General features: G+C 63.6%; 29 protein-coding genes. 19 read left to right on the forward strand and 10 right to left on the reverse strand.

What is annotated here, in order from left to right; all coding sequences use genetic code 11:
* Nucleotides 1-128: 128 nt before the first annotated feature.
* From ACK4FK_RS12045 to ACK4FK_RS12065, 5 genes are all read left to right on the forward strand, one after another.
* Nucleotides 129-965, forward strand: a complete 837-nt coding sequence (locus ACK4FK_RS12045) for a universal stress protein (RefSeq protein WP_409745204.1) — start codon at nt 129-131, stop codon at nt 963-965.
* A gap of 113 nt (nt 966-1,078) precedes the next feature.
* On the forward strand, nt 1,079-1,915 hold the full coding sequence (locus ACK4FK_RS12050) for a universal stress protein (protein ID WP_409745205.1): 837 nt from the start codon (nt 1,079-1,081) through the stop codon (nt 1,913-1,915).
* Between the two features lie 7 nt (nt 1,916-1,922).
* Nucleotides 1,923-2,756 (forward strand): universal stress protein, encoded by an 834-nt coding sequence (locus ACK4FK_RS12055; RefSeq protein WP_409745206.1) that lies wholly within the window; start codon nt 1,923-1,925, stop codon nt 2,754-2,756.
* Nucleotides 2,757-2,824: 68 nt separating this feature from the next.
* Entirely contained in the window at nt 2,825-3,367 is a 543-nt protein-coding gene (locus ACK4FK_RS12060; RefSeq protein WP_409745207.1) for a hydrolase, read from the forward strand.
* Nucleotides 3,368-3,389: 22 nt separating this feature from the next.
* Complete coding sequence (locus ACK4FK_RS12065) at nt 3,390-4,088, forward strand: alpha/beta fold hydrolase (protein WP_409745208.1); 699 nt, start codon at nt 3,390-3,392, stop codon at nt 4,086-4,088.
* A 1-nt stretch (nt 4,089) separates the two neighbouring features.
* Here the strand turns inward: ACK4FK_RS12065 and ACK4FK_RS12070 are convergent, their stop codons facing one another.
* Together ACK4FK_RS12070 and parE are read right to left on the reverse strand one after the other, a co-directional pair.
* The gene (locus ACK4FK_RS12070) at nt 4,090-5,274 is read right to left on the reverse strand and encodes a GGDEF domain-containing protein (protein ID WP_409745209.1); all 1,185 of its coding nucleotides are present in this window, start codon (nt 5,272-5,274) and stop codon (nt 4,090-4,092) included.
* A 13-nt stretch (nt 5,275-5,287) separates the two neighbouring features.
* Nucleotides 5,288-7,255: a DNA topoisomerase IV subunit B gene (gene parE, locus ACK4FK_RS12075; protein WP_409745210.1), complete on the reverse strand. Its 1,968-nt coding sequence runs from the start codon at nt 7,253-7,255 to the stop codon at nt 5,288-5,290.
* 101 nt (nt 7,256-7,356) lie between these two features.
* Here parE and ACK4FK_RS12080 point away from each other — a divergent pair, with 101 nt between their 5' ends.
* The 7 genes from ACK4FK_RS12080 to ACK4FK_RS12110 all read left to right on the forward strand — a co-directional run bounded on the left by ACK4FK_RS12080 (nt 7,357) and on the right by ACK4FK_RS12110 (nt 10,898).
* The gene (locus ACK4FK_RS12080; protein ID WP_409745211.1) at nt 7,357-7,746 is read left to right on the forward strand and encodes an acyl-CoA thioesterase; all 390 of its coding nucleotides are present in this window, start codon (nt 7,357-7,359) and stop codon (nt 7,744-7,746) included.
* Nucleotides 7,743-8,204, forward strand: a complete 462-nt coding sequence (locus ACK4FK_RS12085; RefSeq protein WP_409745212.1) for a hypothetical protein — start codon at nt 7,743-7,745, stop codon at nt 8,202-8,204. The genes ACK4FK_RS12080 and ACK4FK_RS12085 overlap by 4 nt, the downstream gene beginning before the upstream one ends.
* 87 nt (nt 8,205-8,291) lie before the next feature.
* On the forward strand, nt 8,292-8,672 hold the full coding sequence (locus ACK4FK_RS12090) for a DUF6455 family protein (RefSeq protein WP_409745213.1): 381 nt from the start codon (nt 8,292-8,294) through the stop codon (nt 8,670-8,672).
* 220 nt (nt 8,673-8,892) lie between these two features.
* Nucleotides 8,893-9,270, forward strand: coding sequence for an ArsR/SmtB family transcription factor (locus ACK4FK_RS12095; RefSeq protein ID WP_409745214.1), 378 nt, complete (start codon nt 8,893-8,895; stop codon nt 9,268-9,270).
* On the forward strand, nt 9,267-9,779 hold the full coding sequence (locus ACK4FK_RS12100) for an SRPBCC family protein (protein WP_409745215.1): 513 nt from the start codon (nt 9,267-9,269) through the stop codon (nt 9,777-9,779). The genes ACK4FK_RS12095 and ACK4FK_RS12100 overlap by 4 nt, the downstream gene beginning before the upstream one ends.
* A 23-nt stretch (nt 9,780-9,802) precedes the next feature.
* On the forward strand, nt 9,803-10,258 hold the full coding sequence (locus tag ACK4FK_RS12105; RefSeq protein ID WP_409745216.1) for an SRPBCC family protein: 456 nt from the start codon (nt 9,803-9,805) through the stop codon (nt 10,256-10,258).
* 121 nt (nt 10,259-10,379) lie between these two features.
* Nucleotides 10,380-10,898 (forward strand): PAS domain-containing protein, encoded by a 519-nt coding sequence (locus ACK4FK_RS12110; RefSeq protein ID WP_409745217.1) that lies wholly within the window; start codon nt 10,380-10,382, stop codon nt 10,896-10,898.
* A gap of 58 nt (nt 10,899-10,956) precedes the next feature.
* Here ACK4FK_RS12110 and ACK4FK_RS12115 read toward each other — a convergent pair whose 3' ends face one another.
* Nucleotides 10,957-11,241, reverse strand: coding sequence for a GIY-YIG nuclease family protein (locus ACK4FK_RS12115; RefSeq protein WP_409745218.1), 285 nt, complete (start codon nt 11,239-11,241; stop codon nt 10,957-10,959).
* A 194-nt stretch (nt 11,242-11,435) separates the two neighbouring features.
* On the opposite strand from ACK4FK_RS12115, the gene ACK4FK_RS12120 reads away from it, so the two are divergent.
* The 3 genes from ACK4FK_RS12120 (at nt 11,436) to ACK4FK_RS12130 (ending at nt 14,894) form a co-directional block, all read left to right on the forward strand.
* Entirely contained in the window at nt 11,436-12,035 is a 600-nt protein-coding gene (locus ACK4FK_RS12120) for a hypothetical protein (RefSeq protein ID WP_409745219.1), read from the forward strand.
* A 321-nt stretch (nt 12,036-12,356) separates the two neighbouring features.
* Nucleotides 12,357-14,225: a DEAD/DEAH box helicase gene (locus tag ACK4FK_RS12125; protein ID WP_409745220.1), complete on the forward strand. Its 1,869-nt coding sequence runs from the start codon at nt 12,357-12,359 to the stop codon at nt 14,223-14,225.
* Nucleotides 14,226-14,267: 42 nt separating this feature from the next.
* On the forward strand, nt 14,268-14,894 hold the full coding sequence (locus ACK4FK_RS12130) for a trimeric intracellular cation channel family protein (protein WP_409745221.1): 627 nt from the start codon (nt 14,268-14,270) through the stop codon (nt 14,892-14,894).
* On the opposite strand, the gene ACK4FK_RS12135 is transcribed toward ACK4FK_RS12130, so the two are convergent.
* A complete protein-coding gene (locus tag ACK4FK_RS12135) occupies nt 14,882-15,673 on the reverse strand; it encodes an aldolase (protein WP_409745222.1) in 792 nt (263 codons plus the stop codon). The two genes, ACK4FK_RS12130 and ACK4FK_RS12135, sit on opposite strands and share 13 nt — an antisense overlap.
* Nucleotides 15,674-15,824: 151 nt before the next feature.
* Here ACK4FK_RS12135 and ACK4FK_RS12140 point away from each other — a divergent pair, with 151 nt between their 5' ends.
* Nucleotides 15,825-16,508 (forward strand): DJ-1/PfpI family protein, encoded by a 684-nt coding sequence (locus ACK4FK_RS12140; protein ID WP_409745223.1) that lies wholly within the window; start codon nt 15,825-15,827, stop codon nt 16,506-16,508.
* Nucleotides 16,509-16,514: 6 nt separating this feature from the next.
* Here ACK4FK_RS12140 and ACK4FK_RS12145 read toward each other — a convergent pair whose 3' ends face one another.
* From ACK4FK_RS12145 to ACK4FK_RS12160, 4 genes are all read right to left on the reverse strand, one after another.
* Nucleotides 16,515-18,017, reverse strand: a complete 1,503-nt coding sequence (locus ACK4FK_RS12145) for a TrkH family potassium uptake protein (RefSeq protein ID WP_409745224.1) — start codon at nt 18,015-18,017, stop codon at nt 16,515-16,517.
* 159 nt (nt 18,018-18,176) lie between these two features.
* Nucleotides 18,177-19,586, reverse strand: a complete 1,410-nt coding sequence (gene glnA / locus ACK4FK_RS12150; RefSeq protein ID WP_409745225.1) for a type I glutamate--ammonia ligase — start codon at nt 19,584-19,586, stop codon at nt 18,177-18,179.
* A 116-nt stretch (nt 19,587-19,702) separates the two neighbouring features.
* Nucleotides 19,703-20,041, reverse strand: a complete 339-nt coding sequence (locus ACK4FK_RS12155; RefSeq protein ID WP_409745226.1) for a P-II family nitrogen regulator — start codon at nt 20,039-20,041, stop codon at nt 19,703-19,705.
* 181 nt (nt 20,042-20,222) lie between these two features.
* Nucleotides 20,223-21,410 carry a pyridoxal phosphate-dependent aminotransferase gene (locus tag ACK4FK_RS12160; protein ID WP_409745227.1) on the reverse strand — a complete coding sequence of 396 codons (1,188 nt, stop codon included), beginning with the start codon at nt 21,408-21,410 and terminating at the stop codon, nt 20,223-20,225.
* A gap of 145 nt (nt 21,411-21,555) precedes the next feature.
* On the opposite strand from ACK4FK_RS12160, the gene ACK4FK_RS12165 reads away from it, so the two are divergent.
* The 3 genes from ACK4FK_RS12165 (at nt 21,556) to ACK4FK_RS12175 (ending at nt 24,182) form a co-directional block, all read left to right on the forward strand.
* Nucleotides 21,556-21,987: a RidA family protein gene (locus ACK4FK_RS12165; RefSeq protein ID WP_409745228.1), complete on the forward strand. Its 432-nt coding sequence runs from the start codon at nt 21,556-21,558 to the stop codon at nt 21,985-21,987.
* A 144-nt stretch (nt 21,988-22,131) separates the two neighbouring features.
* Nucleotides 22,132-22,455 (forward strand): NIPSNAP family protein, encoded by a 324-nt coding sequence (locus tag ACK4FK_RS12170; RefSeq protein ID WP_409745229.1) that lies wholly within the window; start codon nt 22,132-22,134, stop codon nt 22,453-22,455.
* Nucleotides 22,456-22,496: 41 nt separating this feature from the next.
* Nucleotides 22,497-24,182 (forward strand): thiamine pyrophosphate-binding protein, encoded by a 1,686-nt coding sequence (locus tag ACK4FK_RS12175; protein WP_409745230.1) that lies wholly within the window; start codon nt 22,497-22,499, stop codon nt 24,180-24,182.
* Between the two features lie 14 nt (nt 24,183-24,196).
* Here the strand turns inward: ACK4FK_RS12175 and ACK4FK_RS12180 are convergent, their stop codons facing one another.
* Both ACK4FK_RS12180 and ACK4FK_RS12185 read right to left on the reverse strand, forming a co-directional pair.
* Nucleotides 24,197-25,423, reverse strand: coding sequence for a hypothetical protein (locus ACK4FK_RS12180; RefSeq protein ID WP_409745231.1), 1,227 nt, complete (start codon nt 25,421-25,423; stop codon nt 24,197-24,199).
* A gap of 109 nt (nt 25,424-25,532) precedes the next feature.
* Nucleotides 25,533-26,756, reverse strand: a complete 1,224-nt coding sequence (locus tag ACK4FK_RS12185) for a hypothetical protein (RefSeq protein ID WP_409745232.1) — start codon at nt 26,754-26,756, stop codon at nt 25,533-25,535.
* Nucleotides 26,757-26,766 lie beyond the last annotated feature (10 nt).

The following is a 26,766-nucleotide window of genomic DNA, read 5'->3' on the forward strand; positions in this document are numbered from 1 at the left end:
TACATTGGTTGCACGGGCCTGTGATGCCCGCAATACGGTCGTCAGCGGCGCAAGCCGTCACCACCTTCCGATAACAGGCTCGCCGCCGGGGGATTCAGCGGCAGGGCCAAGAATAAGGAGGCCGGGCGATGAGTTACCGCGATATCGTTGTTCACCTTACGCTGGACCCGCGGAATGCCGTGCGCATCCAGCTTGCCATCGGTCTGGCACGACGCTTCGGCGCCCGGGTCAGCGGGCTGTATACTGTGCCGCCCCCCAACGTGCCGTATTACATGGGCGAATACATTCCCACGGAACTGATCCAGAAGCAGATGGACGAGGCCCAGAAGGCCTCGGTCACGGCGCATGCGGAATTCATGCGCATCTGCGGCGAGGCCGGTATCGAGCATCGCTGGCTCAGCAGCGAATTGGCGCCGGTCGAGGCCCTGCTGATGAGGGTGCGCGCCAGCGACATTGCCGTCGTCGGCCAGCCGGATCCCAACCCGGCCGATCCGGCATCGATACCCTACGGTACGGATGTGCTGCCACATGAGCTGGCCTTGCAGGCCGGTCGGCCGGTGCTGGCGGTACCCCATGACGGAACGGTGGCCGAGATCGGCCGGCGCATCCTGGTGGCATGGAATGGCAAGCGCGAGGCGACGCGCGCCCTGCACGATGCCATGCCGTTGCTGCGCAGCGCAGAGACGGTGCATCTCCTCACCGTGGGACCCGAGCGCAGGGGGCGTACCCAGATGGCAGAGATCACTGAGCACCTGCTGCGCCACGGGCTGCGTCTGGAAACCGCCGTCATTGACCCGGCTGGCCAAAAGGTTGGGGCGGCCCTGATGGCCGAGGCACAGGCGCGCCATGCAGATTTGGTGGTGATGGGAGCCTTCGGCCATTCCAGGCTGCGCGAGATGGTGTTTGGCGGCGTGACGGAAACGATCCTGTCTGGCATGTCCCTGCCGGTTCTGCTCAGCAACTGACGGGCCTGTCTGAGGGGTTGATGCAGGTCAATGCTCCGCCCGCATAGCGGGTTAGCATGTTGACATGACCGGATCGAAAACCGGCAGCAGACGTCAACCGGAAGAGGGCGCCCATGGCCATTCGCGATATCCTTGTTCACTTCTCCGAAGACCCGCGCAATGGCGCCAAGACAGATGTTGCGTTGCAAATTGCCCAGCGCGATGGCGCGCATGTGACGGCGCTTTATACCCTGCCGCCACCGCAGCATCTTTTTTATATGGGCGAGTATGTTCCGCCCGAGTTCTATCAGCGTCAGATCGACGAGGCCCGCGCCGCGGCCAAGAAGGCCAAGGCTGAGTTCGAGGCCGCTGCGGCCAAGCAGGGCGTGGTCGCGGAGTGGATCGAAAGCGAGCGGCTCCCAGTCGAGGCGATCGAGACCTATGGTCGCGCCTTCGACCTGCTGGTGCTCGGTCAGCCCGACCCGGATCCGGAGAACCCGGTTCTTGTCCCCTCAGGCATGGATGTACTGCCGCACGACATCTCGCTTCGCGCGGGCCGTCCCATCCTGACCGTGCCGTATGCCGGCAACTATCCCAAGATCGGCCACCGGGTCATGGTGGCCTGGAACGGCAGCCGCGAGTCGACCCGCGCGGTGCATGATGCCCTGCCATTCCTGACCAAGGCCGAGCATGTGACGGTCTATTGCATCAATGCCGATCGCAGCCGGGGCACCCCCGGTGCCGAACTGGCCCGCCATCTGGCACGGCATAGCGTGAAGGTGGATGTGGCCAATACGGTGATCGAGGACATGGAGGCAGGTGAGGCTTTATTGTCGGCGGTGGCTGATCGTAGCATCGACCTGCTGGTGATGGGCGCGTATGGCCATTCGCGTCTGCGCGAGATGGTATTCGGCGGCGTGACCGAGACCATCCTCTCCTCGATGACGGTCCCGGTTCTGCTGAGCAACTAGACCGTCGATGTCTGCTTCAGCCTATCGCGATATCGCCGTCCATATCGGTGTGAATGCCGGTAGTGAACTGACCGCCCAGCTTGCCTATGCCGTTGCCCTCGCTGCTGGCTGCGGAGCGCATCTCTGCGGTCTGTTCAACCGTCCGCCGCTGCCTCTGGTGCGCCACTACATGCCGCCAGAGGTGATTGCGCACCACAAGACCGAATGCGAACGGGCCGCCGCAAGGGCGAGGCAAAATCTCGATGCGGCAGCGCGGGCTCATGACGTGAGCACCGAATGGCATGACATGTCCGGTACGGCGCTGGAAGCGATCGTGACACAAGCCCGGGCCAGCGATCTCCTGCTCCTCTCTGGCGTGATCGCCGGAGAAGCGACCGCCCGCGAGTATGATCGCGAGACACTGGCCGATGACGCAGTGCTGGCGCTTGGCAGGCCCGTTCTGCTGCTGCCTGGAGCTCCGCCGGCCGGCCTGCCGCAAAACATCCTGATCGGCTGGAATGGCAGCCGCGAGGCCAGCCGTGCCGTGCATGACGCCATGCCCCTGCTTCAGAAGGCGGGCAGGGTGACGATCCTGAGCATCGATCCGGAACGGGAGGGTGGATTGCCCGGCACTGAACTGGCGCGTCACTTGGCACGGCAGGATGTGACGGCGGATCTGCTGATCCGCGAAGGCCATGACCGTGATGCCGGACTTTTGCTGCAGCAGACGGCGTGGGACATCAAGGCCGACATGATCGTCATGGGCGCCTATGGCCGTGGCAGGCTGAGCGAGACGGTGCTGGGCGGGGCCACGATGCATATGTTGAGAAAGGCCGCATTGCCGGTTCTGTTCAGCCACTGACGGGGTCGCGCGGTATTTGCCGCGGCGGCCGCATCGCACTACATTGGTCGGGTCCCACGGATTCTGCCATGCTGCTCGCTGCGCCCCACGCCCAACTGCTCGTCATCGATATCCAGGCCCGGCTGCTGCCGGTCATGCGGGATGGCCCACGAGTTGTGCGCAACTCCGGTATTTTGCTGCGTGGGGCTCGGAAACTGGGGCTTCCTGTCCTGCTCACCGAGCAGTACCCGCAAGGGCTGGGGCCGACGGTTCCCGAGATCATGGCCGATGCCGGCGATGCCCTGGTGCTGCCGAAGATGCATTTCTCGGCTGCAAGCGATCCTGCAATCCATACGCGTATCGAGGCGGCCGCCCGGCCTCAGATTGTGATTGCCGGCATCGAGGCTCATGTCTGCGTGCTGCAGACCGCGCTTACCCTTGTCGAACAGGGACAGCAGGTCTTCGTGGTGGCAGATGCTGTGTCCTCGCGCCATGCCGACAGCATTGCTGTCGCGCTTCAGCGCTTGCAGGCGGTCGGCGTGCAGATCGTCACAACCGAAATGTGCCTGTTCGAATGGCTGGGTAACGCGGCGCATGCCGAATTCAAGAATTTGTCCAGCCTGATCAAATAGTCTGATACGAAAGGATGCCGATATGCGCCAGCCCCTGGTGCTGATTCCAGGCCTGTTGCTAACCGACGATTTCTGGCGCGAGCAGGTCGCCCGCCTGTCTGACGTTGCACAATGTATTGTGCCATCCTGCCATTACGACATGGATAATTTCAGCGACATGGCGCGCGCCATCCTGGCCGAGGCACCTGAGACTTTCGCGCTCTGCGGCCTCTCGATGGGCGGCTATATCGCGCAGGAGATCATGCGTCAGGCGCCGCAGCGCATCACCCGCATCGCCTTGATGGATACATCGTCACGTGCCGATACGCCGGAACAGACCGAGCGCCGCCGCGCCCTGATCAAGCTGGGTCAGATTGGCCGTTTCCGCGGCGTGACGCCGCAACTGCTGCCGGTATTGCTGCATCCCGACAACCTGTCGAATACGACGATGACCGACCGGCTGATGGCTATGGCCGAACAGATAGGGCGTGACGGTTTCATCAAGCAGCAGACAGCCATCATTGCCCGACCCGACGGCCGCGCGGATCTGAAGACATACCGCCTGCCGGCTTTGGTTCTGTGCGGCCGGCAGGATGCCCTTACGCCGCTGGAACTCCATGAGGAGATGGTTGGGCTGATTCCTGGCGCCCGGCTTGTAGTGATTGAGCATTGCGGCCATCTACCGCCGATGGAAAGGCCGGATGAAACGGCAGTGGCCCTGCGCGCCTGGCTGGCGGCGTGAGCTAGGTCGGATCGAGGCTTTTTTCGTTCAGGCGCGCTACCGACACGCGGTTTCTACCATCGGTCTTGGCTTGCGCCAACGCCAGTTCGCTCCGCTGCATCAGGCTGGCCCAGTCGTCGCCATGCAGGCCCAGCGAGGCAATTCCAAAGCTGGCGGTCACTGCCGGAATCTCATCCGCCGCTGGTCTCATTGCGGCGATCTGCTGGCGTAGGCGCTCGGCCAACTGCTGCGCGCCGGCAAGGCGGGTGCTGGGCAGCAGTATGCACAGTGTCGCATCGTCTATGCGTGCCAGATAATCCTCGTGACGCATGTTGGTTACTATGATGCCTGCGGTTCGCTTCAGCACGGCATCCCCGCAGGCATGGCCATGCTGGCGGCAGAAGGCCTCGAAATCATCGATATCGAGCATGATTGCCGAAAGGCCATAGCCATGGCGGCGTGCGCGTGAGACTTCCTTGCCACCGATCTCATCCAGCAAGCCACGATTGACCAGGCCGGTAATCTGGTCGGTGCGAACGCTTGTCACCAGGCGTTGCTGCAGGCGTTGGCTTACCATCAGTGCACAGGCAATGGTTGCCAGCAGCGCCGCCACGACGGGAATCAGGAAAACGCCGTTGCTGATGGGGCTGATCTGCAGCCCATTCTCCTGCAACTGTCCCGTCAGAGCCGACAGCAGCCGCATCAAGTATAGGGTCGATAGCATGCCAAAAATCAGGCCAACAAAGGCCTGCGTCTGCATCATTCCGGCTTCGAGGCGATAAAGCATGGTCCAGGCAATGAAGGCGCAGATCAGGGCAATTGCGGCAGCCGCTATGGCTGCGCGAATGGCAACATCGGGAGTGACGAACAGGAACCAGCTGAATACCGGCACGGCGATGGCAAGCAGCAAAGCCGCGCTGCGCCAGGGCAGGGACTGACCCTTGAACTGGCGGCAGCCAAACCAGAACAGGAGATATCCTATCAGCAGAAGACCATTGCCCGAAAAGGTGACGATCGGTTCGGTTACAGGCTTGCGCAGCACCAGGATGACGATCCCGACCCCCAGCGTCACATTCGCCATGGCCCAAAGAGACGGGCCTGGTTCGCGCGGATGTACCGCGCTGATACCGGCCATGATCACCGTATTGATAGCGGCAATGGCAATCGTAGCCAGTGCAATGATCGGCAAGCCATCCGCGCCATCCATTTGCGGCTACGCTTCACACATCGATATCAGTGGCGAAGGCAGCGCGTTCCTGGATGAACTGAAAGCGCAGTTCGGGCTTGCGGCCCATCAGACGTTCCACCAGATCGTCGGCTTCCTTGGCCTCATCCACCGGCACCTGCACGCGCAGTAAGGTGCGGTTCTTCGGGTTCATCGTGGTTTCCTTCAGTTGCGCGGGCGGCATTTCGCCCAGGCCCTTGAAGCGGCTGATCTCCACCTTCTTGGAGCCGAAATGCTGCTTGATCAGCTTGTCCTTGTCGTCGTCGTCCATCGCGTAGAAGGTCTTCCCGCCGGCAGACAGGCGATAGAGCGGCGGTTGCGCCAGGTAGAGATGGCCATGCTCGATCAGCTTGGGCATCTCTCGGAAGAAGAAAGTCATCAGCAGGGAAGCGATATGTGCGCCGTCGACATCGGCGTCGGTCATGATGATGACCTTCTCGTAGCGCAGGTCTTCCTCGCGGTATTTGCCGCCGGTGCCGCAGCCCAGCGCCTGGATCAGGTCGGCCAGTTCCTGGTTGGCAGCCAGCTTGCCCGAGCCCGCCGAGGCGACATTGAGGATCTTGCCGCGCAGCGGCAGCACGGCCTGGCGTCGGCGGTCGCGCGCCTGCTTGGCCGAACCGCCCGCCGAGTCACCCTCGACGATGAAGATCTCCGAGCCATTGGCCGCTTCGTCTGCGCAGTCGGCCAGCTTGCCGGGCAGGCGCAGCTTGCGCGTGGCCGACTTGCGGTTGACCTCTTTCTCGGCGCGGCGGCGCAGGCGTTCTTCCGCGCGCTCGATCAGGCGCGTGAGCAGGGCATTGGCATGCTGCGGCGCGCCGGCCAGCCAATGGTCGAAATGGTCCTTCACGGCTGTCTCGACCAGCTTCTGCGCCTCAACCGTAACCAGCTTGTCCTTGGTCTGGCCCTGGAATTGCGGGTCCTTGATGAAGACCGAGAGCATCGCCGTGCCGGCGGTGAGGATGTCGTCGGCGGTGATCTGCGCCGCCTTCTTGTTGTTGGCCAGCTCGGCATAATCCTTGATGCCGCGCATCAGCGCGCTGCGGAAGCCGGCTTCGTGCGTGCCTCCCTCGGGCGTGGGCACGGTGTTGCAATAGGATTGCAGCCAGCCTTCGTCGATGTCGCTGGGCCAGTGGATCGCCCATTCCACCTTGCCGCGTTCGCCCGCCAGATCGGCGCGGCCGGCAAACGGCGTCGGCGTCACGGTCTGCTGGCCTTCGAGCTGTTCGTTCAGATAGTCCTGAAGCCCGCCGGGGAAATGCAGCACCGCCTCGGCCGGAGTCTCGTCGCCTTCCTTCAGCAGTTCAGGCGCGCAGGCCCAGTGGATCTTCACGCCCGGATACAGATAGGCCTTCGAGCGCGCCATCTTGAAGATGCGCGCGGCGCGGAAATGCGCGCCCTTGCCGAAGATCTGCTCGTCGGGATGGAAGATCACGGTGGTGCCGCGTCGGTTCGGCACGCTGCCGACCTTTACCAGTTTGCCCTGCGGCGCGCCGCGCGAATATTCCTGCCGCCACAATTCGCGGTCGCGCGCCACTTCCACCGTCAGGCGGTCGGACAGCGCGTTGACCACCGATATGCCCACGCCATGCAGGCCGCCGGCGGTGGAGTAGACCTTGGACGAGAATTTGCCGCCCGAATGCAGGGTGGTGAGGATCACCTCCAGCGCCGACTTGTCCTTGAACTTGGGGTGCCGGTCGATCGGGATGCCGCGGCCGTTATCGGCCACCTTCAGGCTGCCATCGGCCTGCAGGGTCACCTCGATGCGGTCGGCATGGCCGGCCACAGCCTCGTCCATCGAGTTGTCGAGCACCTCGGCAAACAGGTGGTGCAGGGCGCGTTCGTCGGTACCGCCGATATACATGCCGGGCCGGCGCCGCACCGGCTCCAGGCCCTCGAGAACTTCGATGTCCTTGGCGGTGTAATCGTTGCCGCCCTTGCTTCCCTGCTGGAACAAGTCGTTCATACTATTCACGGATTTCGATTAAGGGGTGACTCGGATTTGCGCCGCAGTATAGTGGGGCCCGTGCCGGCGGCACAACCAACATATGGTAGGAATATAGGACCATGACCCAGACCCCGACGCGTGGCGAACCGGTGATTCGCTCGGCCCCGATGCCGGCCGACATGAATGGCAACGGCGATATTTTCGGCGGCTGGGTCTTAAGCCAGATGGACATCGCCGGCGGCATCGTGGCGGCCCGGCGCGCCCAGGGCCGGGTGGTGACCGTGGCGGTGGACGCCATGACCTTCCACCAGCCGATCAAGGTGGGCGACGTGGTGTCGATCTACGGCAGCGTGATCCGGGTCGGCCGCAGCTCGATGGCGGTGAAGCTGGAGACCATCGTGGCGCGCCGGCTGGATCCCACCGAGATCAAGGTGACCGAGGGCGTCTATACCTATGTCGCCATCGACGAGAACGGCCGGCCGCGCCCTGTGCCCAAAGAGGGTGCATGACCAAAGGTACGCGCCATTACGCCGCCGACGAGATCGTTGCGCCGGAACTGATCGCGCTGCAGGCGATGTATGACGACCTGCGCGGGCAGCACACTTTGCTGGCCTATGACGCCCTGCCGCCGGTGGAGGCCCTGCCGGGCGTCGCCGACCTGGCTCTGGTGGAAGCGCTGGCCGACGGACGTTACCGCTATCTGGCCATGGGCAACGGCTATCGTCATGTGGCGGGCGAGGCGCTGAAAACTGGTCCGGACGGCACCATCACGGAAACCCGGCCGGTGGTGCGCCAGCATTTTGACCTGGCGGTGACCGAACGCCGGCCGGTGCATGTGAGCGTGACGCGCTGGGACGGCCCGAAAATCCTGCAATACGACCGGCTGATCCTGCCCCTGCTGGATCGTCGCGGCGACATCGCCCATCTGCTGGCCGGAGAAGTTTTCCTGCGCTTCGCCAAGGGCTAGCCCCCATAGTTTGATCTGGGACAAGGCCGCTTTGCCGGGCGGGTCTAGGCTGCTGCGCAGGGATGCAGCAGCAGCGGGAGGAGACCCATGCAGGCGCAGCACACATATAGCAAACCCGGCCTCGGCTGCTGGCTGAAGGCCGTATGGAACAAGCTGGCCGAGGAGCAGGAATGGCGCGGCCTGGCGAACGAGGACCGCCACCGCATTGCCCAGGACATGGCGCTGAGCGACGGTGACTTGGCGGCCCTGGTACGCGATGGCGGCGGCAGCGCCGAACTGGATGAACTGCTGGCCCGGCGGGCGGTGCCGGGCAAGCCCCGGCTGGCGCCGGAACTGCTGCGCGAGATGCAGCATAACTGCGCCTTCTGCGGCCATCGGCCGGATTGCCGCGACTGGCTCGCGGGGCATGCGGAAGCCGGCGCGCCGGCCTTCTGCGCGAACCGAGACGTGCTGACCTCGTCTGTCTGATCCAGCCGGACGAGGTTTTCCAATCGCCATCGGACGCCGCCCAAACCGGGCCAATTCGACCAGGTTTGGGCATACCCGACCTGTTGGTTCGCCCATGCAACGGGTGGCCAGGGGGCGGATTCGCGACGGCGCAGCTATGCACTAACAGAACATAAAGTGAAACTTTGGGTCTTCGAAGTTGGGCTTGACATTAAACTAAAAGGTTGAATATTTAGCCGCCATGCAGACCGCGACCCCGATACCCGATCTTCAGATCACGGCTCTCGATCACACCCTGCTGGCGCTGGCCGACCCGACCCGCCGGGCCATCCTGCAGCGCCTGTCGGACCAGGGCGGCGAGGCCCGCGTCACCGACCTGGCGTTGCCGTTCGCCATGTCGCTCAACGCGGTGTCGAAGCATATCCGCCTGCTGGAGCGCGCCGACCTGGTGCGCCGGCGCAGGCAGGGGCGGGAGCATCTGCTGAGTTTCAATCCGGCGCCGCTGACCCAGGCGGAACGCTGGATCGCCGAGCGCAAGGCGATGTGGGAACGCCGCCTCGACGCGCTGGGCGATTTCCTCAATGCGACCAAACCTGAGCAGGAAGGCAAAGCCCCATGAGTCAGTCCATGAGCCAGCACCGCGTCACCCATGCCGATTTCACCATCACCCGCGTCTATGATGCGGCGCCGGCGCGCGTTTATGCCGCCTTCGCCGATGCCGAGGCCAAGCGGCGCTGGTTCTACTGCCATCCCGAATGGCAGGTTGAGCATGACCTCGACTTCCGCCCCGGCGGCCGCGAGACCGTGCGCACCGGGCCGGGTGTCGGCACCGACGGCGGCGCTACTGGCAGCGGCGGCACCGTGCATCTCTGCGAGGCGCTTTATCACGATACCGTGCCGGGCCAGCGCATCGTCTGGTCCTATGCCATGCATCTGGATGCGCAGCGCATTTCCGTGTCGCTGGTGACCGTGCAGCTCGAGGCCGAGGACCATGGCCGCACGCGTCTGACCTTCACCGAGCAGGGCGCCTATCTGGATGGCTGGACCGACGTGGCCGGCCGCGAAGAAGGCACCCGCATCGGCCTCGACAACCTGGCACAAGACCTGCGCCGCCAGCAGGCGGCCTGATTGAAAGAGAAAGTAACATCGCCATGACCCAGCGTTCCGCCCTGCACAACACCTTCACCATCACCCGCGTCTACGACGCGCCGCCATCGCGCGTGTTCGCCGCCTTCGCCGATCCGAAGGCCAAGGCGAAATGGTTTTCGCCGCCGCCGGACTGGGTGGATGTGAAACAGAGCGTCGAGTTCCGCGTCGGCGGCCGCGAGCATAGCAGCGCCCGCGACAGCAGCGGCGTGATGCATGTGTTCGATTCGATCTATTACGACATCGTGCCGGATGCGCGCATCGTCTATGCCTATGACATGCACCTGAACGAGCAGCGCATTTCCGTGTCGCTCACCACCATCGACCTGCAGGCGGAGGCGGGCGGCAGGACGAAGCTCACCTTCACCGAACAGGGCGTCTATCTCGACGGCTACGACGATGCCAAGGCGCGCGAGGAAGGCACGACGTGGCTGCTCGGGAAGCTGGGGGAGACGCTGTAATACCGCATACGCATCGTCTGTCTGAAGAATGGCCTATCTGTGGTAACGCCATGCGGCGGTCTATTCGCCGCTGATCCCGGCGCATGAAACTGCTAGCATTCCCTGTGGCAAAGGGAATGCCATGCGGACAGTCGGGGCGACAAAAATAGAAACCGTGGAGGCGCCGGACGCGCTGGCCGACGAGCGCCTGCGCCGGCTCTATGCCCTGTGGCTTGAGGCGCATGACGAAAACCTGAAACCGCCCGGCCGCGCCTTTGTCGATCCGCTGCGGCTGCGCTTCATCATCGGCAATATCATGCTGATCGACGTGCAGCCCGAACCGCTGCGTTTTCATTACCGTCTGGCGGGCACCGATGTGGTGGATTACCTGGGCGTCGAGCTCACCGGCCTGTGGCTGGAGCAGCATCCCGATACGGGCCGCATCGACGAGATCGCGACAGCCTTCACCCTGGCATGGCGCAACCGATGCGCCGTGCATGTCACCTTCAAACTGCCCTCGTTCAAGCAGGTCTGGCCCTGCGAGGCGCTGGTGCTGCCGCTCTCGCCCATGCCGGGTGAAATGCCGCTCTTGATGGTGGGGCAGATATTCCCGAAGGACATGCCGCGCTTTAGCCGCAGGCAGGAAGATGAGACGGGGTGAGGGACGATATCTTGAACCGTCATGCTCGGGCTTGGCCCGAGCATCCACGAGTTACTTTTTAAAGCGTTTCATAAAGATCATTCCAGTCCGGATTGAGCGCATGGATCAGCCGCACCTTCCAGGCGCGCGGCCAGCGTTTCAGCGTCTTCTCGCGCCGGATCGCATCGGTGATGCTGGCATGCTCCTCGGCATAGACCAGCCGTTTAAGACCGTATGTCTTGCTGAAACCTTCGATCAGCCCTTCGCGATGCTCATGGGCGCGGCGGCGGATATCGGCCGTGACGCCCACATAGATCGTGCCGTTGGGTTTGTTCGAAACGATATAGACCCAGCCACCGGACATGCGGCAGGATTGCGTGGGGCGAAGTGGTCGGCAAGGGGAAAGTTGTGGGTTCCCGCATGGCTCATCACCAGAACCGTCATGCCCGGGTGGTAAAGGCAAACACCGCGACTATCACCCGTCATGCTCGGGCTTGGCCCGAGCATCCACGAGTTTTTATCTCGGGTCGAATTTTTGGAATAAGTGGGGGGAGAGATATGGACACTGGTGACTTGGCAACATGGGCTGCAACATTCGTTTCTGTTGCGGCAATGGTTTTATCTATTTTGGCTTCAAAAGATGCCAATAAAAAGCAAGAAGAAGTCGCGGCTCTAACAAAAAGGAATCTTGATCTATTTGAGAAACAGCATCAATTAAAGCTTAAGTCTTGGACTGAGCAATATTTCTCCGATGTAAGAAATTGGGCGGAACAAGTGTGCGGTTTGATATCTGAAGGGTGCCATATAGTTAACCATCCTAATGAAAACGAAGAACGTGCATTTGATGTATTAATCCGATTGAGTGCTTTAATCGACACTGGCCGGTGGTACTTCCCGAACCAGTGGAGTGATGAATATGGCACGCATAAACCAGCAGCATATAGAGGTCTAAGGCAACCGGTCTTGGATTGTCTAGTGGATGCTTATGATTGCTTGGCCTCTGATGAAGCAATGGATAAGAAGTCAAGATTGATTGAGATTCAGAGAGATTTTGTTAGTCATATCCAAACAGTTTTGGACCCAAGAAAAAGAGAGCATGAGATTACGAAAGTGCTTAAAGAGTTTGAGGTATCAGAGCGACTTCGAAATGCGCCATAAAAAACTCGTGGATGCCACGCCCAAGGCGTGGCATGACGATATGGGGAGAGTGGTCAAGGCGTGGCATGACGGTTGAGGGTGAGCGGTTAGGTTGCGGTATGAAGTAGGGCCGGGGCATGACGATTGAGGGGCGGAAGGACCGGGCCTAACCCCCTGAACAGCCTGTTCCTCCTGTCCTCCGCTTGACGCCCGCCGCGTCTGCGCCTATACCCCGCCGCAGCAGGGCCGGCGGATGATGGTCGCCATTCCCTGATCGGCCCTGACTATGCTGGGTGGGCCGTTGCGATATCGCCGCCCTCGTATCCCGGAAGACTGGATTACATGACCGATTCCCAAAACGCCGCCTTTGCCGGCGTCGTGCCGCCTTTGGCGCAGGCTTTGGCCGCGCGTGGCTATGCCACGCTCACCCCCGTACAGCTCGCCGTGCTGGGCCCCAATCTCACCGAGGCCGACCTGCTGGTCTCGGCCCAGACCGGATCGGGCAAGACGGTGGCCTTCGGCATGGCCATCGCGCCCACTTTGTTGCAGGGCTCGGATGGCTTCGAGCCCTTTCGGCCGGGCGGCTGGGCGCCGCCGCTGGCGCTGATCATCGCGCCCACGCGTGAACTGGCCCTGCAGGTCTGCCGCGAACTCGAGTGGCTCTATGCCCCCACCAACGCCCGCGTGGTCTCCTGCGTCGGCGGCATGGACATGCGCACCGAGCGCCAGGCGCTGAATGCCGGCGCCCATATCGTGGTCGGCACGCCGGGCCGCCTGCGCGACCATATCGAGCGCGGCGCCCTGGATATCGGCGCGCTCCGCGCCGTGGTGCTGGACGAAGCCGACGAGATGCTCGACCTCGGTTTCCGCGAGGATCTGGAATTTATCCTTGACGCCGCGCCGCCCGAGCGCCGCACCCTGCTGTTCTCGGCCACCGTGCCCAAACCCATCGCCATGCTGGCCAAACGCTTCCAGCGCGATGCGGTGCGCATTTCCACGGCGCAGGAAAAGACCCAGCATGTGGATATCGAATACCGCGTGCTGGCCGTGGCGCCAAACGAGCGCGAGAATGCCATCATCAACGTGCTGCGGTTTTTCGACGCCAAGAGCACCATGGTGTTCTGCGGCACCCGCATGGCGGTGACGCATCTGGCCGCGCGGCTGGGCAATCGCGGCTTTGCCGTGGTGGCGCTGTCGGGCGAGCTGTCGCAGACCGAACGCACCCATGCCCTGCAGGCGATGCGCGACGGCCGCGCCCGGGTCTGCGTGGCGACTGACGTGGCGGCGCGCGGCATCGACCTGCCGGGCCTGGATCTGGTGGTGCATGCCGATCCGCCGGTGAATGCCGACACTTTGCTGCACCGTTCGGGCCGCACCGGCCGCGCCGGCAACAAGGGCATCTGCGTGGTGCTGGCGCCGCATAACCGCAAGCGCGGCGTGCAGCGCCTGTTGCAGGAGGCCAAGATCGTGGCGCAATGGGGCACGCCGCCGCGCGCCGCCGACATTCTCGCTGCCGACCGCACGCGCATCCTCAACGATGCCAGCCTGTTGGCCGATGTCACCGACGACGAGCGTGCTTTTGCCACCGAGCTGCTGGCTTTGCATGGCGCGGAGAAAGTAGCTGCGGCTTACCTGCGGCTGCAGCAGGCCAACCGGCCCGCGCCGGAGGAACTGCTGGATATCGCGCCGGAGCCGGAATTCCTGCCCAGGCCGCGTCGCGAGTATGGCAGCGGCGAAAGCCGGGGCGGCGTGTGGTTCAGCATCTCGGCCGGGCACAAGCAGAATGCCGAGCCGCGCTGGCTGCTGCCGCTGATCTGCCGGGTTGGCCATATCACCCGCCGCGATGTCGGCGCGATCAAGATTTTCCACACCGAAAGCCAGTTCGAGATTTCGGCCGAGGCGGCCGAACGCTTTGCCGCGCAGATCGAGCGCGAGGGCACCGGCGAGAAGCAGATCACAATCACGCGGCTGCCCAATGGGCCTACGGAACAGGCCGCCGAGGCCCGTCCGCGCGAGGATGCCAAGCCGTACAAAAAGACGCCCTACAAGCCGGGGCAGTACAAGGGCGGCCAAGATAAGTTCGCGGGCGGCAAGTTCGCGGGGGGCAAGCCCCGGGGCGACAAAGAGGGCGGGGCCGGCAAACCCTTCAAGCCGAGTTTTGCCGGCAAGGCCGGCGGGCCGAAATTCAAGAAGCGCGACCACAAGGCCTAAATTGCCGCTGACTTGGGCGGGCGGCCATGGCATGACTAAGCCATGCTACTCACCCTGTTCGATTATCTCGGCACTTTCGTCTTTGCGCTCTCTGGCGCCACGGCCGGCGTGCGCCGGCGGCTGGATGTGTTCGGCGTGCTGGTACTGGCCTTCGCCGCGGCTTCAGCCGGCGGCATGCTGCGCGATGTGCTGATCGGCGCCCTGCCGCCAGCGGCGTTGCGCGACTGGCAATATCTGGCGATTGCGGTGGCGGCCGGCCTGATCGTGTTTTTCTTCCATGCCCAGGTCGAGCGGCTGAAGCATCCGGTGCAGATCTTCGATGCCGCCGGCCTGGCGCTGTTTGCTGTGCTGGGCGCGCAGAAGGCGCTGGCCTACGGCCTCAATCCGCTGGCGGCCGCCCTGCTGGGCACGCTCAGCGGCATCGGCGGCGGCATGGCGCGCGACATCCTGCTGGCCGAAATCCCCACCGTGCTGCGCGCCGAGGTCTATGCCGTGGCCGCCCTGGCCGGTGCGGCCGTGGTGGTGGCTCTGCAGCATGCCGGCCTCGATCCCAATGCCGGTGTGATCGCCGGCGGCGTGCTGTGCTTCGTGATCCGCATCGCAGCCCTGCGGCGCGGCTGGCGCCTGGCGGTGGCGCAGCCGAAGGACGGCGAGCCTCAGAACCGGTAATCCGGCTGCTCGCGGTCGAGTTGGCGTTTGCAGCTTTCCAGATGCAGGCGGGCGGATTCCCGGTCGCCCTCGCGCATCTGCGCATAGGTGGCCTCGGCGATCTGCTGCGGCACCGGCATCACCTTGCGGCCCGTCGCCATGGCAATGCACTGCACCTGGCAGGCGCGCTCCAGGTAGTACAGATCGTCCCAGGCTTCGGCGATGGTGGGCGCCAGCACCATCACGCCATGGTGGCGCATGAAGATGATGTCGGCATCATTCACACTGGCAGCGATGCGGTCACCCTCGGCATGATCCAGCGCCAGGCCGTTATAATCCGCATCCACCTTGGTGCGGCCGTAGAATTTCAGTGCGGTCTGGCCGGCAAAGATCAGCGGCTCGCCTTCGGTCATGCACAGGGCCGTCGCATAGGGCATGTGGGTGTGGAAGGCGACGCGGGCGCGCGGCACGCGCATATGCATGCGGGCATGGATGAAAAACGCCGTCGCTTCCGGCTGCCCCTGACCGGCAATCACGTTGCCGTGGAAGTCGCAGACCAGCAGGCTGGAGGCGCTGACTTCCGAAAAGGCCTGGCCATAGGGATTGACCAGGAAGAGGTCGTCATGGCCCGGCAGCACGGCGGAGAAATGGTTGCAGATGCCTTCATGCATGCCGTGTTTCGCTGCCATGCGGAAGCAGGCGGCGAGGTCGACGCGGGCCTGGCGGATTTCGGGCGTGTCGAGATCGGGACGGTTATGGCCGGTTTGCACGGCAGGGCGGGGATCGAGGGCATGGGCCATGGGGCGGCTCCGCAGATGAAGACAGTGCAGACTCTGGCACAGCCGCGATCTGCGTGAAAGCGACGGGAATGCAGGGATACAATTCCGCTGTTGCCGCCCCGCCGGGCCTGCGGCAGGCTGAATGCGACAATCACCAGACGGGACAAAGGCGATGTCGCTGCAGATCGGTTTCCTGCTGTTTCCCAATTTGACCCAGCTCGACCTGACCGGGCCATGGGAAGTGTTCTCCAAACTTCCCGGTACCACCTGCCACCTGCTGGCGCCGGCGCTGGACCCTGTGCGCAGCTCCAGTGGCGGGCTTACCATCCTGCCGACCACGCGCTATGCCGATTGCCCGCAGCTCGACGTGGTCTGTGTGCCGGGTGGGCCTGGGCATCTGCAGGCCATGGAAGCCGCCGCCACGCTGGATTTCCTGAAATCCCAGGCGCCGGGCTGCCGGTTTGTCACAGCGGTGTGCACCGGCGCGCTCGTGCTGGCGGCAGCCGGGCTGCTGCGCGGCTATCGCGCCACCACGCACTGGATGTCGCTGGAACGCCTGGCGGCCTTCGGTGCCACGCCCGTCTCCGAACGCGTAGTGATCGACCGCAACCGCGTGACCGGCGGCGGCGTCACGGCCGGCATCGATTTCGGACTGACACTGGTGGCCATGCTGGCCGGCGAGACGCTGGCGCGGGAAATCCAGCTCCAGATCGAATACGAACCGCAGCCGCCTTACGGCGGTTCGCCGGCCACCGCCGACCCCGCCACGGTGGCCAGCCTGCGCGGCCGGCTGGGCGCCTATGCGACCGCGATGGCGGAAGCCGATGCGCGGGCGCTGGCACGGTTGAACGGCTAATAGGGTCTAGTGCCGCCAGAAGGAACGGCTGAAGGGGATCAGCAGGATCAGGATTTCCAGCCGTCCGGCCAGCATGCCGAACGACATCAGCCATTTCACTTCGGTCGGTACGCCCTGGAAGGTGCAGCAGGGGCCGGAATTGGGACCGAGGCCGGGACCGACGTTGCCCAGCGCGCCGGCCGCGGCGCCAAGGCTTTCGCGGAAATCGAGGCCGAAGAAGCCGATGGCGAGCGTGAGTATGATCAAGAGCAGCAGATACATGAAAATATAGGTGGCGACGCCGGCGCGCACGGCATCGGGGATGTTTTCGCCATTGAAGGTGACGCGGAAGGTGCCGTGCGGGAAAATCTGACGGTGCAACTGCGCGCGCAGCATCTTCAGCATGGTGAAAATGCGGAAGACCTTGATGCCGCCCACGGTGGAGCCGGTGCAGCCGCCGATCAGCATCAGCAGCAGGGCCACCACTTCGGCGAAGCCGCCCCATTGCGAATAGTCATGACTGGTGAATCCCGTGGTGGTGATGGTCGAAACGGTGACAAAGGCGGCCTCGCGTAGGGCCGGCCAGAAGGCAGCGTCATGTTCGGCCATGCGCCAGAAGACCAGGAGGGCAGTCGAACCGCCGATGATACCGAGGAACAGCCGCACCTGATCGTCGCGGAACAGACGGCCGGGCTGGCCGTACAGCGCGACGATGTAAAGGCCGAATGGCATGGCTCCCAGGGCCATGAATAATACGCTGATCCACTCGATGGCAGCGCTCTGGAAAAAGCCGATACTTGCATCGTGTGTGGAATAACCACCGGTCGCCAGTGCGGTCATGGCATGGCAGATGGCATCGAATCCACTCATGCCGGCAAACCAGTAGCAAAGGGCGCAGATGGCAGTGAGTACGGCGTAGATGATACCGATCTGCCCCACCACCTCGGTAATGCGTGGCACGAACTTGGCCGAGTTGGGCGAGAGATCGAGGCTGAAGAGCTGCAGACCGCCGATGCGCAGGAAGGGCAGGGCCAGCACGGCGATGGTGACTACGCCGAAGCCCCCGATCCACATCAGCAGCGAGCGCCACAGCAGTAGTCCACGCGGCAGGTTGTCCAATCCGACAATTACCGTGGAACCCGTATTGGTCAGTCCCGATACTGCCTCAAAGACGGCGTCGGCGAGAGGTAGCTGCAGTTCAGACAGCATGAAGGGAACGGCGCAGACCAGACTTACGGTAACCCAGGTCGCAGGCAGCAGCAGCAGGGTTTCGTTCAGGTTGATCTGCTGAGCCCGGTTATAGGTGGCGATGGCGATGCCGGCACCGATGAACAGCGTTCCCGTGGCGCAGACCAGGAAGACGGCGTAATCCTCATGGCCATCGGCCACGTCGATCAGCAGCGGCGGCAGCATGGCAATGCCGAAACAGCAGCTGACGACGCCGACGAAAAACAGGATCGGCGCCAGCCGGACGGCAGTATCGTCGCGGCGCGTGTTGCCCGGACGCGAGGAATGAACGGGGCTGCTCATGGCGGCGGAGTGTCGTCGCGCCGTCGCGACCGGTCAAGGGGGCATCCGGCACTGCGGCGGCGCAAACAAAAGAAAAGCCCCGCCGGCAGCAACCGGCGGGGCTCGTTGGACACTCGGCGGTTAGGCCGCGGGCCCAGGGAAGTCCTTCTTGGGAGGATATTAGACCGAGTAGTACATGGAGAACTCGATCGGGTGCGGGGTGTGCTCGAAGGCATACACCTCTTCCCACTTCAGCTCCATGTAGGCGTCGATGAAATCGTCGTTGAACACGCCGCCGGCCTTCAGGAAGGCACGGTCCTTGTCCAGGCTCTCCAGGGCTTCGCGCAGCGAACCGCAAACCTGCGGCACCTTGCTCAGCTCTTCCGGCGGCAGGTCATAGAGGTTCTTGTCCATGGCCGGGCCGGGATGGATCTTGTTCTTGATGCCATCGAGACCGGCCATCAGCATGGCGGCATAGGCCAGGTAGGGGTTCGCGCCCGGATCGGGGAAGCGAACTTCGACGCGCTTGGCCTTTTCGCCGGCGCCGAACGGGATGCGGCAGGAGGCCGAGCGGTTGCGCGCCGAATAGGCGAGCAGCACGGGGGCCTCGAAGCCGGGGATCAGGCGCTTGTAGCTGTTGGTCAGCGGGTTGGTGAAGGCGTTCAGCGCCTTGGCATGCTTGATGATGCCGCCGATGTAGTACAGCGCCATCTCGCTCAGACCGGCATACTTGTTGCCGGCGAACAGCGGCTTGCCGCCCTTCCACAGCGACTGGTGGACGTGCATGCCCGAACCGTTGTCGCCCTTGACCGGCTTCGGCATGAAGGTCGCGGTCTTGCCCCAGGCATGGGCCACGTTATGCACGCAGTACTTGTAGATCTGCATGTTGTCGGCGCATTTCAGCAGGGTGCCGAACTTGATGCCCAGTTCGTGCTGGCTGTTCGCCACTTCGTGGTGGTGCTTCTCGACCGTCACGCCCATGGCGGCGATGGTGGAGAGCATTTCCGAACGCAGGTCGCCGCCCTGATCGAGCGGAGCCACCGGGAAGTAGCCGCCCTTGATCGGGGCGCGGTGGCCCATGTTGCCGCCTTCGTAGACCTTGCCCGAATTGTAGTCGCCTTCGATGTCGTCCATGTAGACGAAGGTTTCGTTCATCGAGGTCTTGAAGCGCACGTCGTCGAACACGAAGAACTCGGCCTCGGGGCCGAAATAGGCGACGTCGGCAACCTTGCTCGACTTGATGAAGGACTCGGCGGCCTTGGCGATCGAGCGCGGGCAGCGGTTATACGGGGTGCCTTCGCTCGGCTCCAGCACGTCACAGAACAGGATCGCGGTGGTCTGCGCCGAGAAGGGGTCGAAGGTGAGGGTGTCGAGGTCCGGCTTCAGCAGCATGTCGGACTCGTTGATCGCCTTCCAGCCGGCGATCGACGAACCGTCGAACATGATGCCTTCCTTCAGTGTCGGCTCGTCGATCATGGTGATGTCGAAAGCGACATGCTGCCACTTGCCGCGGGGGTCGGTGAACCGGAAATCGACGTACTTGGCGTCCTTTTCCTTCAACTGCTTCACAATGGATTTTGCATCAGCCATGGCTGTTTTCCTGCTGCTTCTTCCCTGGGTTGGTAATGCTCACGGAGGGGCCCCGCGCGGGATACTCGGTCGGGGTACTCAATGAGGTGGAATGACGGGGATGGACTGCCCCGCCGTCAGACTGCTTCCGCGCCCTTTTCGCCGGTGCGGATGCGAATCACGTCTTCGACCGTGGAAATGAAAATCTTGCCGTCGCCGATCCGGCCGGTGCGGGCGGCCTGGGTGATGGCCTCGACGGCCTTTTCGACCATGCCGTCCTCCAGCACCACCTCGATCTTCACCTTGGGCAGGAAGTCGACGACATATTCCGCGCCGCGATACAGCTCGGTATGGCCCTTCTGGCGGCCGAAGCCTTTGGCCTCGGTCACGGTCAGGCCCTGCAGGCCGATCTCATGGAGGGCTTCCTTCACTTCGTCGAGCTTGAAGGGCTTGATGATGGCTTCGATCTTTTTCATGGGTGCGACAACGCTTTTTGGCCAGATTTGAAAGACGGGTGAGAGTATGCACAGTCTGTGCCAGTGTTAACCAGGGTTTAACCCGCTGGATTCCCGCCGTCAGGTGGGGGCTGTGGATAGGTTTTCGGCGCCATTTGCATATAAAATAATCCATATGATCGAAAAATAGGCTGAATTTTGCCTATTGTTTCGGCTGGTTCTGTCCAAGGAAGTTGGCAATGCGTTGCAGCGCCTCGGAAATCGCCTGATCGGAGGCCGCGAAGGATAGTCTCAGGTAACCCTCGCCATGGCGACCAAAACTGGTGCCGGCGATGGTCGCCACTCCGGCCTGCTCAAGCAGGCCATCCTGCATCTGGCGCGCCGTTAATCCCGTGCCGGTGATGTTGGGGAAGGCATAGAAGGCGCCATCTGGCCGGATGCAGGACAGGCCAGGAATCCTGTTCAGCCCGGCGACGCAAAGATCGCGCCGCCGGCGGAAGGCCAGCCGCATCTGCTCCACGGCATCCTGCGGGCCCTGGAGGGCCGCGATGCCCGCATATTGCGTGGCGGCGTTGACGCAGGAATGGGTGTTGATCGCCAGCCGGGTCGCGATTTCGGCCAGCTTCGCCGGCCACAGGCCCCAGCCCAGGCGCCAGCCGGTCATGGCATAGGTCTTTGACCAGCCTTCCAGGATGATCAGGCGGTCCTGCAACTGCTCCAGATAAGGGATGAAACTGGCATAGGCGCCATCGCCGTCCAGCACCAGGCGGGAGTAAATCTCGTCGGCCATGATGGCGACATGGGGGAAACGCTGCAGCCCCTCGACCAGTTTCTTCACTTCCTCGGCCGGGGCCACGCCGCCGGTGGGATTGGCCGGCGAGTTGACGATCAGCAGACGCGTGTTGGGCGTGATGCGCGCCAGCAGGTCCTCGGCGCGGAAGGCGAAGCCGTTCTTTTCCAGCAGCGGATAGCCGGCCGCCGTGGCGCCGGTGAATTTGACCAGGCTCTCATAGATCGGAAAGCCGGGATCGGGATACATGATCTCGGCGCCCGGTTCGCCGAACATCATGATCGCGGTGGCCATGGTCACCTTGCCGCCAGGTACGATCACAATACGCTCGGGCGACACGGTGGTCTTGTAGCGCTGCGCGATCTCGGCGCAGACCGCCTCGCGCAGGGGCAGGATCCCGTTGGCCGGGGTATAGCCGTGATGGCCGTCGCGCAGGGCCTTGATCGCGGCTTCCACCACATGGGGCGGGGTGGGGAAATCGGGCTGGCCGATGCCGAGGTTGATGATGCTTTTCCCCTGGGCTTCAAGGGCCTTGGCACGCGCCAGAACTTCGAAGGCACTTTCCGTGCCCAGTCGCGACATGCATGCGGCGATCTGCATGTATTCCTCCCGGTGTCTCTCCGGCTGCTTATGACCGGATTCCGGCGGGTGGGCAAGGCGGGGCGGGTGTCACAGATCGTGCCGGCGGACCGTCCTGGTGATTGAAGCGGCCCGTCCGGCTGCGATGAAAAAAGGAAAGCCTTGCATGACCTCCATGACGCCCGTCCCGTCGCGCAATTTTGCCCTGATGAACCCGCCTGGACTGTATGAACCCAGCGCCAACGGGTATTCCCACCTTGCCATGGTGGGAGGGGGCAGCCGCCTGGTCTTTGTGGCCGGGCAGGGCGGCGAAACCGCAGATGGTGCACTGTCGTCCGACTTCCGCAAGCAGGTTCGGCAGGCGATGAAGAATCTGGCCCTGGCTCTGAACGCCGCTGGTGCTGCGCCGCAGCATGTCGCCAAGCTGACGGTGCTGATTGTCGATCACAGCGAGGAGCGGCTGCATGTTTTTGGCGAAGAGCTGGCATGTGTCTTCGGCACCGGATTGAAGCCGGCCTGCACGCTGATCCCAGTGCCGCGCCTGGCGCTGGCGGGGATGCTGTTCGAGATCGAGGGCGTGGCGGTTCTGCCGGCCTGAAACTGCTTTTGCATGACATCATGCGCCGGAAGCATGATCCGCTTCCGGCGACAGTCGTTTTCAGACGCCGGCCTGCGGGTATGCCTTGCGAGGGCCGGGCGGCTTGCCTAGTGTCCTCGTCATTAAAAGAGGAAACCTGCTGACATGCTGCTCGACGTCCGCACCTATACCTGCCGGCCCGGCACCATCAAGCTGCAGCTTGAGATGTACGAGAAGCTTGGCTTCAAGCCGCAGACCCGCCATCTGGGCCAGCCGGTCGCCTTCCTGGTCACCGAGACCGGTCCGATCAACACCTATATCCATATCTGGGCCTACGAGAATGCCGGCGATCGCGAGAAGAAACGCGCCGCCATGCAGGCCGACCCCGAGTGGCAGGCCTATCTGAAGGCCAGTGCCGAGGCCAGCTATTTGGTCAATCAGCAGAACCAGCTGATGATCCCGGCGGCTTTCGCGCCGATCAAGCGCTAACGGCAAAGATATCTGAACCACAAGACGAAGAGAGTACAGTCATGAAACGTTCAGGCGGTCATATCCTGGTCGAGCAGCTTCGCATCCAGGGCGTGGACACCATGTTCGGCGTGCCCGGCGAAAGCTTCCTGAACGTGCTCGACGGCCTGCACGATCACGCCAATGCCATGCGCTTTGTGATCTGCCGCCAGGAGGGCGGCGCGGCGATGATGGCAGATGCCTATGGCAAGACTACGGGCAAGCCCGGCATCTGCATGGTTACCCGCGGGCCTGGCGCCACCAATGCCTCGGCCGGCGTGCATGTCGCGTTTCAGGATTCCACGCCGATGATTCTGTTCATCGGCCAGGTCGGCCGCGACATGATGGAACGCGAGGCCTTCCAGGAGATCGACTATCGCCGCATGTTTGGCCAGATGGCCAAATGGGTGGCCGAGATCGACGATGCCCGCCGCATCCCCGAATTCGTCAGCCGCGCCTTCAGCGTGGCGATGTCGGGCCGGCGCGGTCCCGTCGTGCTGGCCCTGCCCGAAGACATGCTGACCGAGGAAGTGGAATGCGCCGACGGCAAGCCGGTGCAGCATGCCGAGGCGCATCCCTCCGATGAACAGATGGCACGGCTGAAGTCGATGCTGCAGGCGGCGAAGAACCCGATGATGATCGTCGGCGGTTCGGGCTGGAGCGAGAAAGTGCGCGAGCAGGTGCAGGCCTGGGCCGGTGCCTCGAACCTGCCGGTGGGCGCGGTGTTCCGCCGCCAGGATTACATCGACAACGACTGGCCCAATTACGTGGGCGATGTCGGCATCGGCATCAATCCCAAACTGCAGGCGCGCATCAAGGAGGCCGACCTGCTGCTGGTGATGGGCGCCAAGCTGGGCGAGATGTCCACCGGCGGCTACACCATGATCGACATCCCAGTGCCGAAGCAGGCGCTGGTGCATGTGCATGCCGGCGCCGAGGAACTGAACCGCGTCTATACCGCCGATCTGCCGATCCATGCCTCGGCCGCCGGCTTCGCCGCCGCGCTGCAGAAGATCGGCCCGGTGGATGGCCGCGCCTGGGCGGCGGGAACCAGGCAGGCCCGCGCCGATTACGAAGCCTGGCAGGCGCCGGTGGTCTCGCCCGGCAATATCCAGATGACCAGCATCATGCGCTGGCTGACCGACACGCTGCCGGCCGACGCGGTGTTCTGCAACGGCGCCGGCAACTATGCCACTTGGATCCATCGTTTCCACCGCTACCGCCGCCATACCGCGCAGCTCGCACCCACCTCGGGTTCGATGGGCTATGGCGTGCCGGCGGCGATTGCGGCCAAGCTGACCAACCCGCAGCGCACGGTGGTGGCCTTCGCCGGCGACGGCTGCTTCCTGATGACGGGGCAGGAATTCGCCACCGCCATGCAGTATGGCGTGAATATCATCGTGGTGGTGGTGAACAATGGCATGTACGGCACCATCCGCATGCACCAGGAGCGCGACTATCCCGGCCGCGTCAGCGGCACGCAGTTGGTCAATCCCGATTTCGCCGCCTTTGCGCGCGCCTTCGGCGGCCATGGCGAGACGGTGGAGCGCACCGAGGATTTCGCCGCCGCCTTCCAGCGCGCCCAGGCCGCCAACAAGCCGGCGATCATCGAGGTGAAGCTGGATCCCGAGGCGCTGACGCCGCGTGCATCCCTGTCGGAAATCCGCGCCGCCGGCCTGAAGGCCAAGGCGCATCACTCGGATCGCTGAAACGAACCGTCCGCTCAGTCCTTGTGTGCCGTGCGGATGGCGCCGACCGTGTGCAGGGCCGCGCCGCGGCCGAGCAGCTTCTCGACCAGGTCGGGACTGTCGAGGAAGCGCGTCAGGCCCGCACCCTGGAACAGCCGCAGGCCGCACAGGATGCCCGCAGCGATCTGCTCGTCGGAGTCGCAATGGCCGAGGATGGTTCTGGCCAGCAGCGGGCCGCTCAGGCTTTTCAGCCCGGCCGCAAGCTGCTCCACAGGCTGGGCCGATGCATCCAGCTTCAGATATTGCGCGGATTCGATGTCGTCGCGGGTCAGGTGCGGCAGGTCGTCGGCGCGCAGGCAGCTCAGCACGAGACTGATGCCGTGACGGCGAAGCATGGCTGCGATTTCTTGGCCGGCCTGCGGATCCATGCGCCAGTCCAGCAGCGTCAGCTCGACCGCCAGATCGCGAAGTTGCGGCGCCGATAGCTCCCCGATCAGACGGTGAAAGTCGCTGCCGGCCACGTTGCCAGGAGTCAGGCCGATGAAGCGGCGGATTTTACGGCTGTCGGTGAGCGGAATTTCCTTCACCAGGAAGGACAGCAGGCGCTTGTCAGCCAGGTCGGTGCTGCGGCCAAGCATCCAGGCATCGTCGTGCAGGTCCTGGCCGGTGATCTTCTCCACCGCCGTCATCGAGACCCAGAGTTCCTCGGCGAAGGCGACGGGCGGCTGGTCCTTCTGCAGGTCCCATATGGTCTGGCTGCGCATCTGCATCGAGAGGTCGGCCTGGCCGATGCTGCGCTCCACGCCGATCAGGCTGTCGAGCGATGCAATATCGGGCGGGGCTGGGTCGATGGTCTGGATGCTGCGATGCACTGGCGGGGCCGGTGCCTGCTCCATCAGGCGGGTGGCGAAGGCGATGAACTCGCGCACCTCGGTGTCGAGATGGAAACGGTTCAGGGCGATGGTGCCGTGACGCTGCTGGAGCAGGAAATGGTTCAGCTCGGTCAGCCGATGCAGTACCGCCGCCTCTTCGGCATGGGGCAGGATCACCACGATCACGTTGCGCGCCAGCGGATGCGCATGCAGGGCATGATCGAGGCAGCGTTCCTCGACGAAACTGACGAAGGCGCGGAACAGCACGCGGTTGTGTATGCCGGGAATGCCGGAAAGGTCTATGAGGATCGCGCAGCACTGCGACTTGCGATTGCTGATCTCGTGGGCCAGCTTGACCAGCCCCTGTACCTTGATCGCCTCGGCCTGCATGATTCCCCCGCTTGGCCGCGATTATGGCGGCAAGGCGGAAGGGCCGGCAAGGGGGCTTTTGTTTAATTCCGCTTTAGAATTGGGGCGATACCAGCCTCAATCTCGCCATTCAGTCTTCGGGGAGGTGGGCTGTTTTCACCGCCTGGGGCGCGGCCTCGGCCGCTGCCTGGCCGAGCAGGCTTTCGATCTCGGCGGGCGTGTCGAGGAAGTTCGCCAGATGGCTGCCCTGGAACAAGGTGATGCCGTGGGCAATGCCGGTGCCGATCTGCGCCGTGGATTCGCAATGGCAGAGTACCAGTTTGGTGATCGTTTCCGGCGCCAGACCCGCCAGGGCCTTGTCGAGCGCGACTTCGTCCTGCGCCAGGGCGTCCAGCTTCAGGAAATCGGCGGATGCCAACTCTTCGGGGCTGAGCGTCACAAGATCCTGCGCCCGGAGGCCATCCAGCGCCAGCGCCACGCCTTGCCGCTGCAGCTGGTCGAGGATGCGGCCGGCGACATCGGACGAGCGGCGCCAGTCGAGCAGGGCCGTTTCCACCGTCATCCGGTGCAACTGCTCGGCGGGCAGATTGGCAACCAGCTTGCGGAAGTTTCCGCCGACGATGCTGGAGGAGTTCAGGTTCAGGAACAGGCGCAGCGGCGTGGTTGGCGGCTCCTTGTTCAGATGGTTCAGCATGCGCTGATCCAGCAGTTCGGTGCTACGGCCGAACAGCCATGCGTCGGAATGGATGTACTGGCCGGTGATCTGTTCGATGGCGGCGATCGATACCCACAATTCTTCAGCGAAGGCGACAGGCGGTAGTTCCTTCTCGAGGCGCCAGATGGTCTGCGAACGGATCTGCAGTGTCAGGTCGGCCTGGCCGATGCTGCGCTGAATGTCGATCATGCGGTCGAGGCTGGCGATGTCGGGCGGAGCGGGATCGGTGATCGGCACCGAGCGGTCGGGGGCCGGGGCCGGGGCCTGTTCCATCAGGCGTGTGCAATAGGCCACGAAACGGTCGGGACTGGCCTCAAGATCGTAATGCACGAGCTGGACACGGCCATGACGCTGGCTGAGCAGGAAGTCGTTCAACTCCTCGATGCGGCGGGTGATCTGCAGCCGGTCATCGCTCGGTACCACCAGCACCACCACATTCATCGCCAGCGGATGCACCCGCACGGCGCGATCCAGCGCATGCTCCTCCAGGAAGCGCACGAAGGCGCGGAACAGGACGCGGTTACGGATCGCGGGGACCCCGGACAGGTCGACGATCAGCGCGGAATAGCCGGCCTTGTGCTGGCTGATCTCGCGGGCCAGCTTGAGCAGGGCCTTGGCTTTGATGGCTTCGGGTAGCATGGTGGCCTCA

The sequence above is a fragment of the Ferrovibrio sp. genome (assembly GCF_046297895.1).
Lineage (GTDB): Bacteria > Pseudomonadota > Alphaproteobacteria > Ferrovibrionales > Ferrovibrionaceae > Ferrovibrio.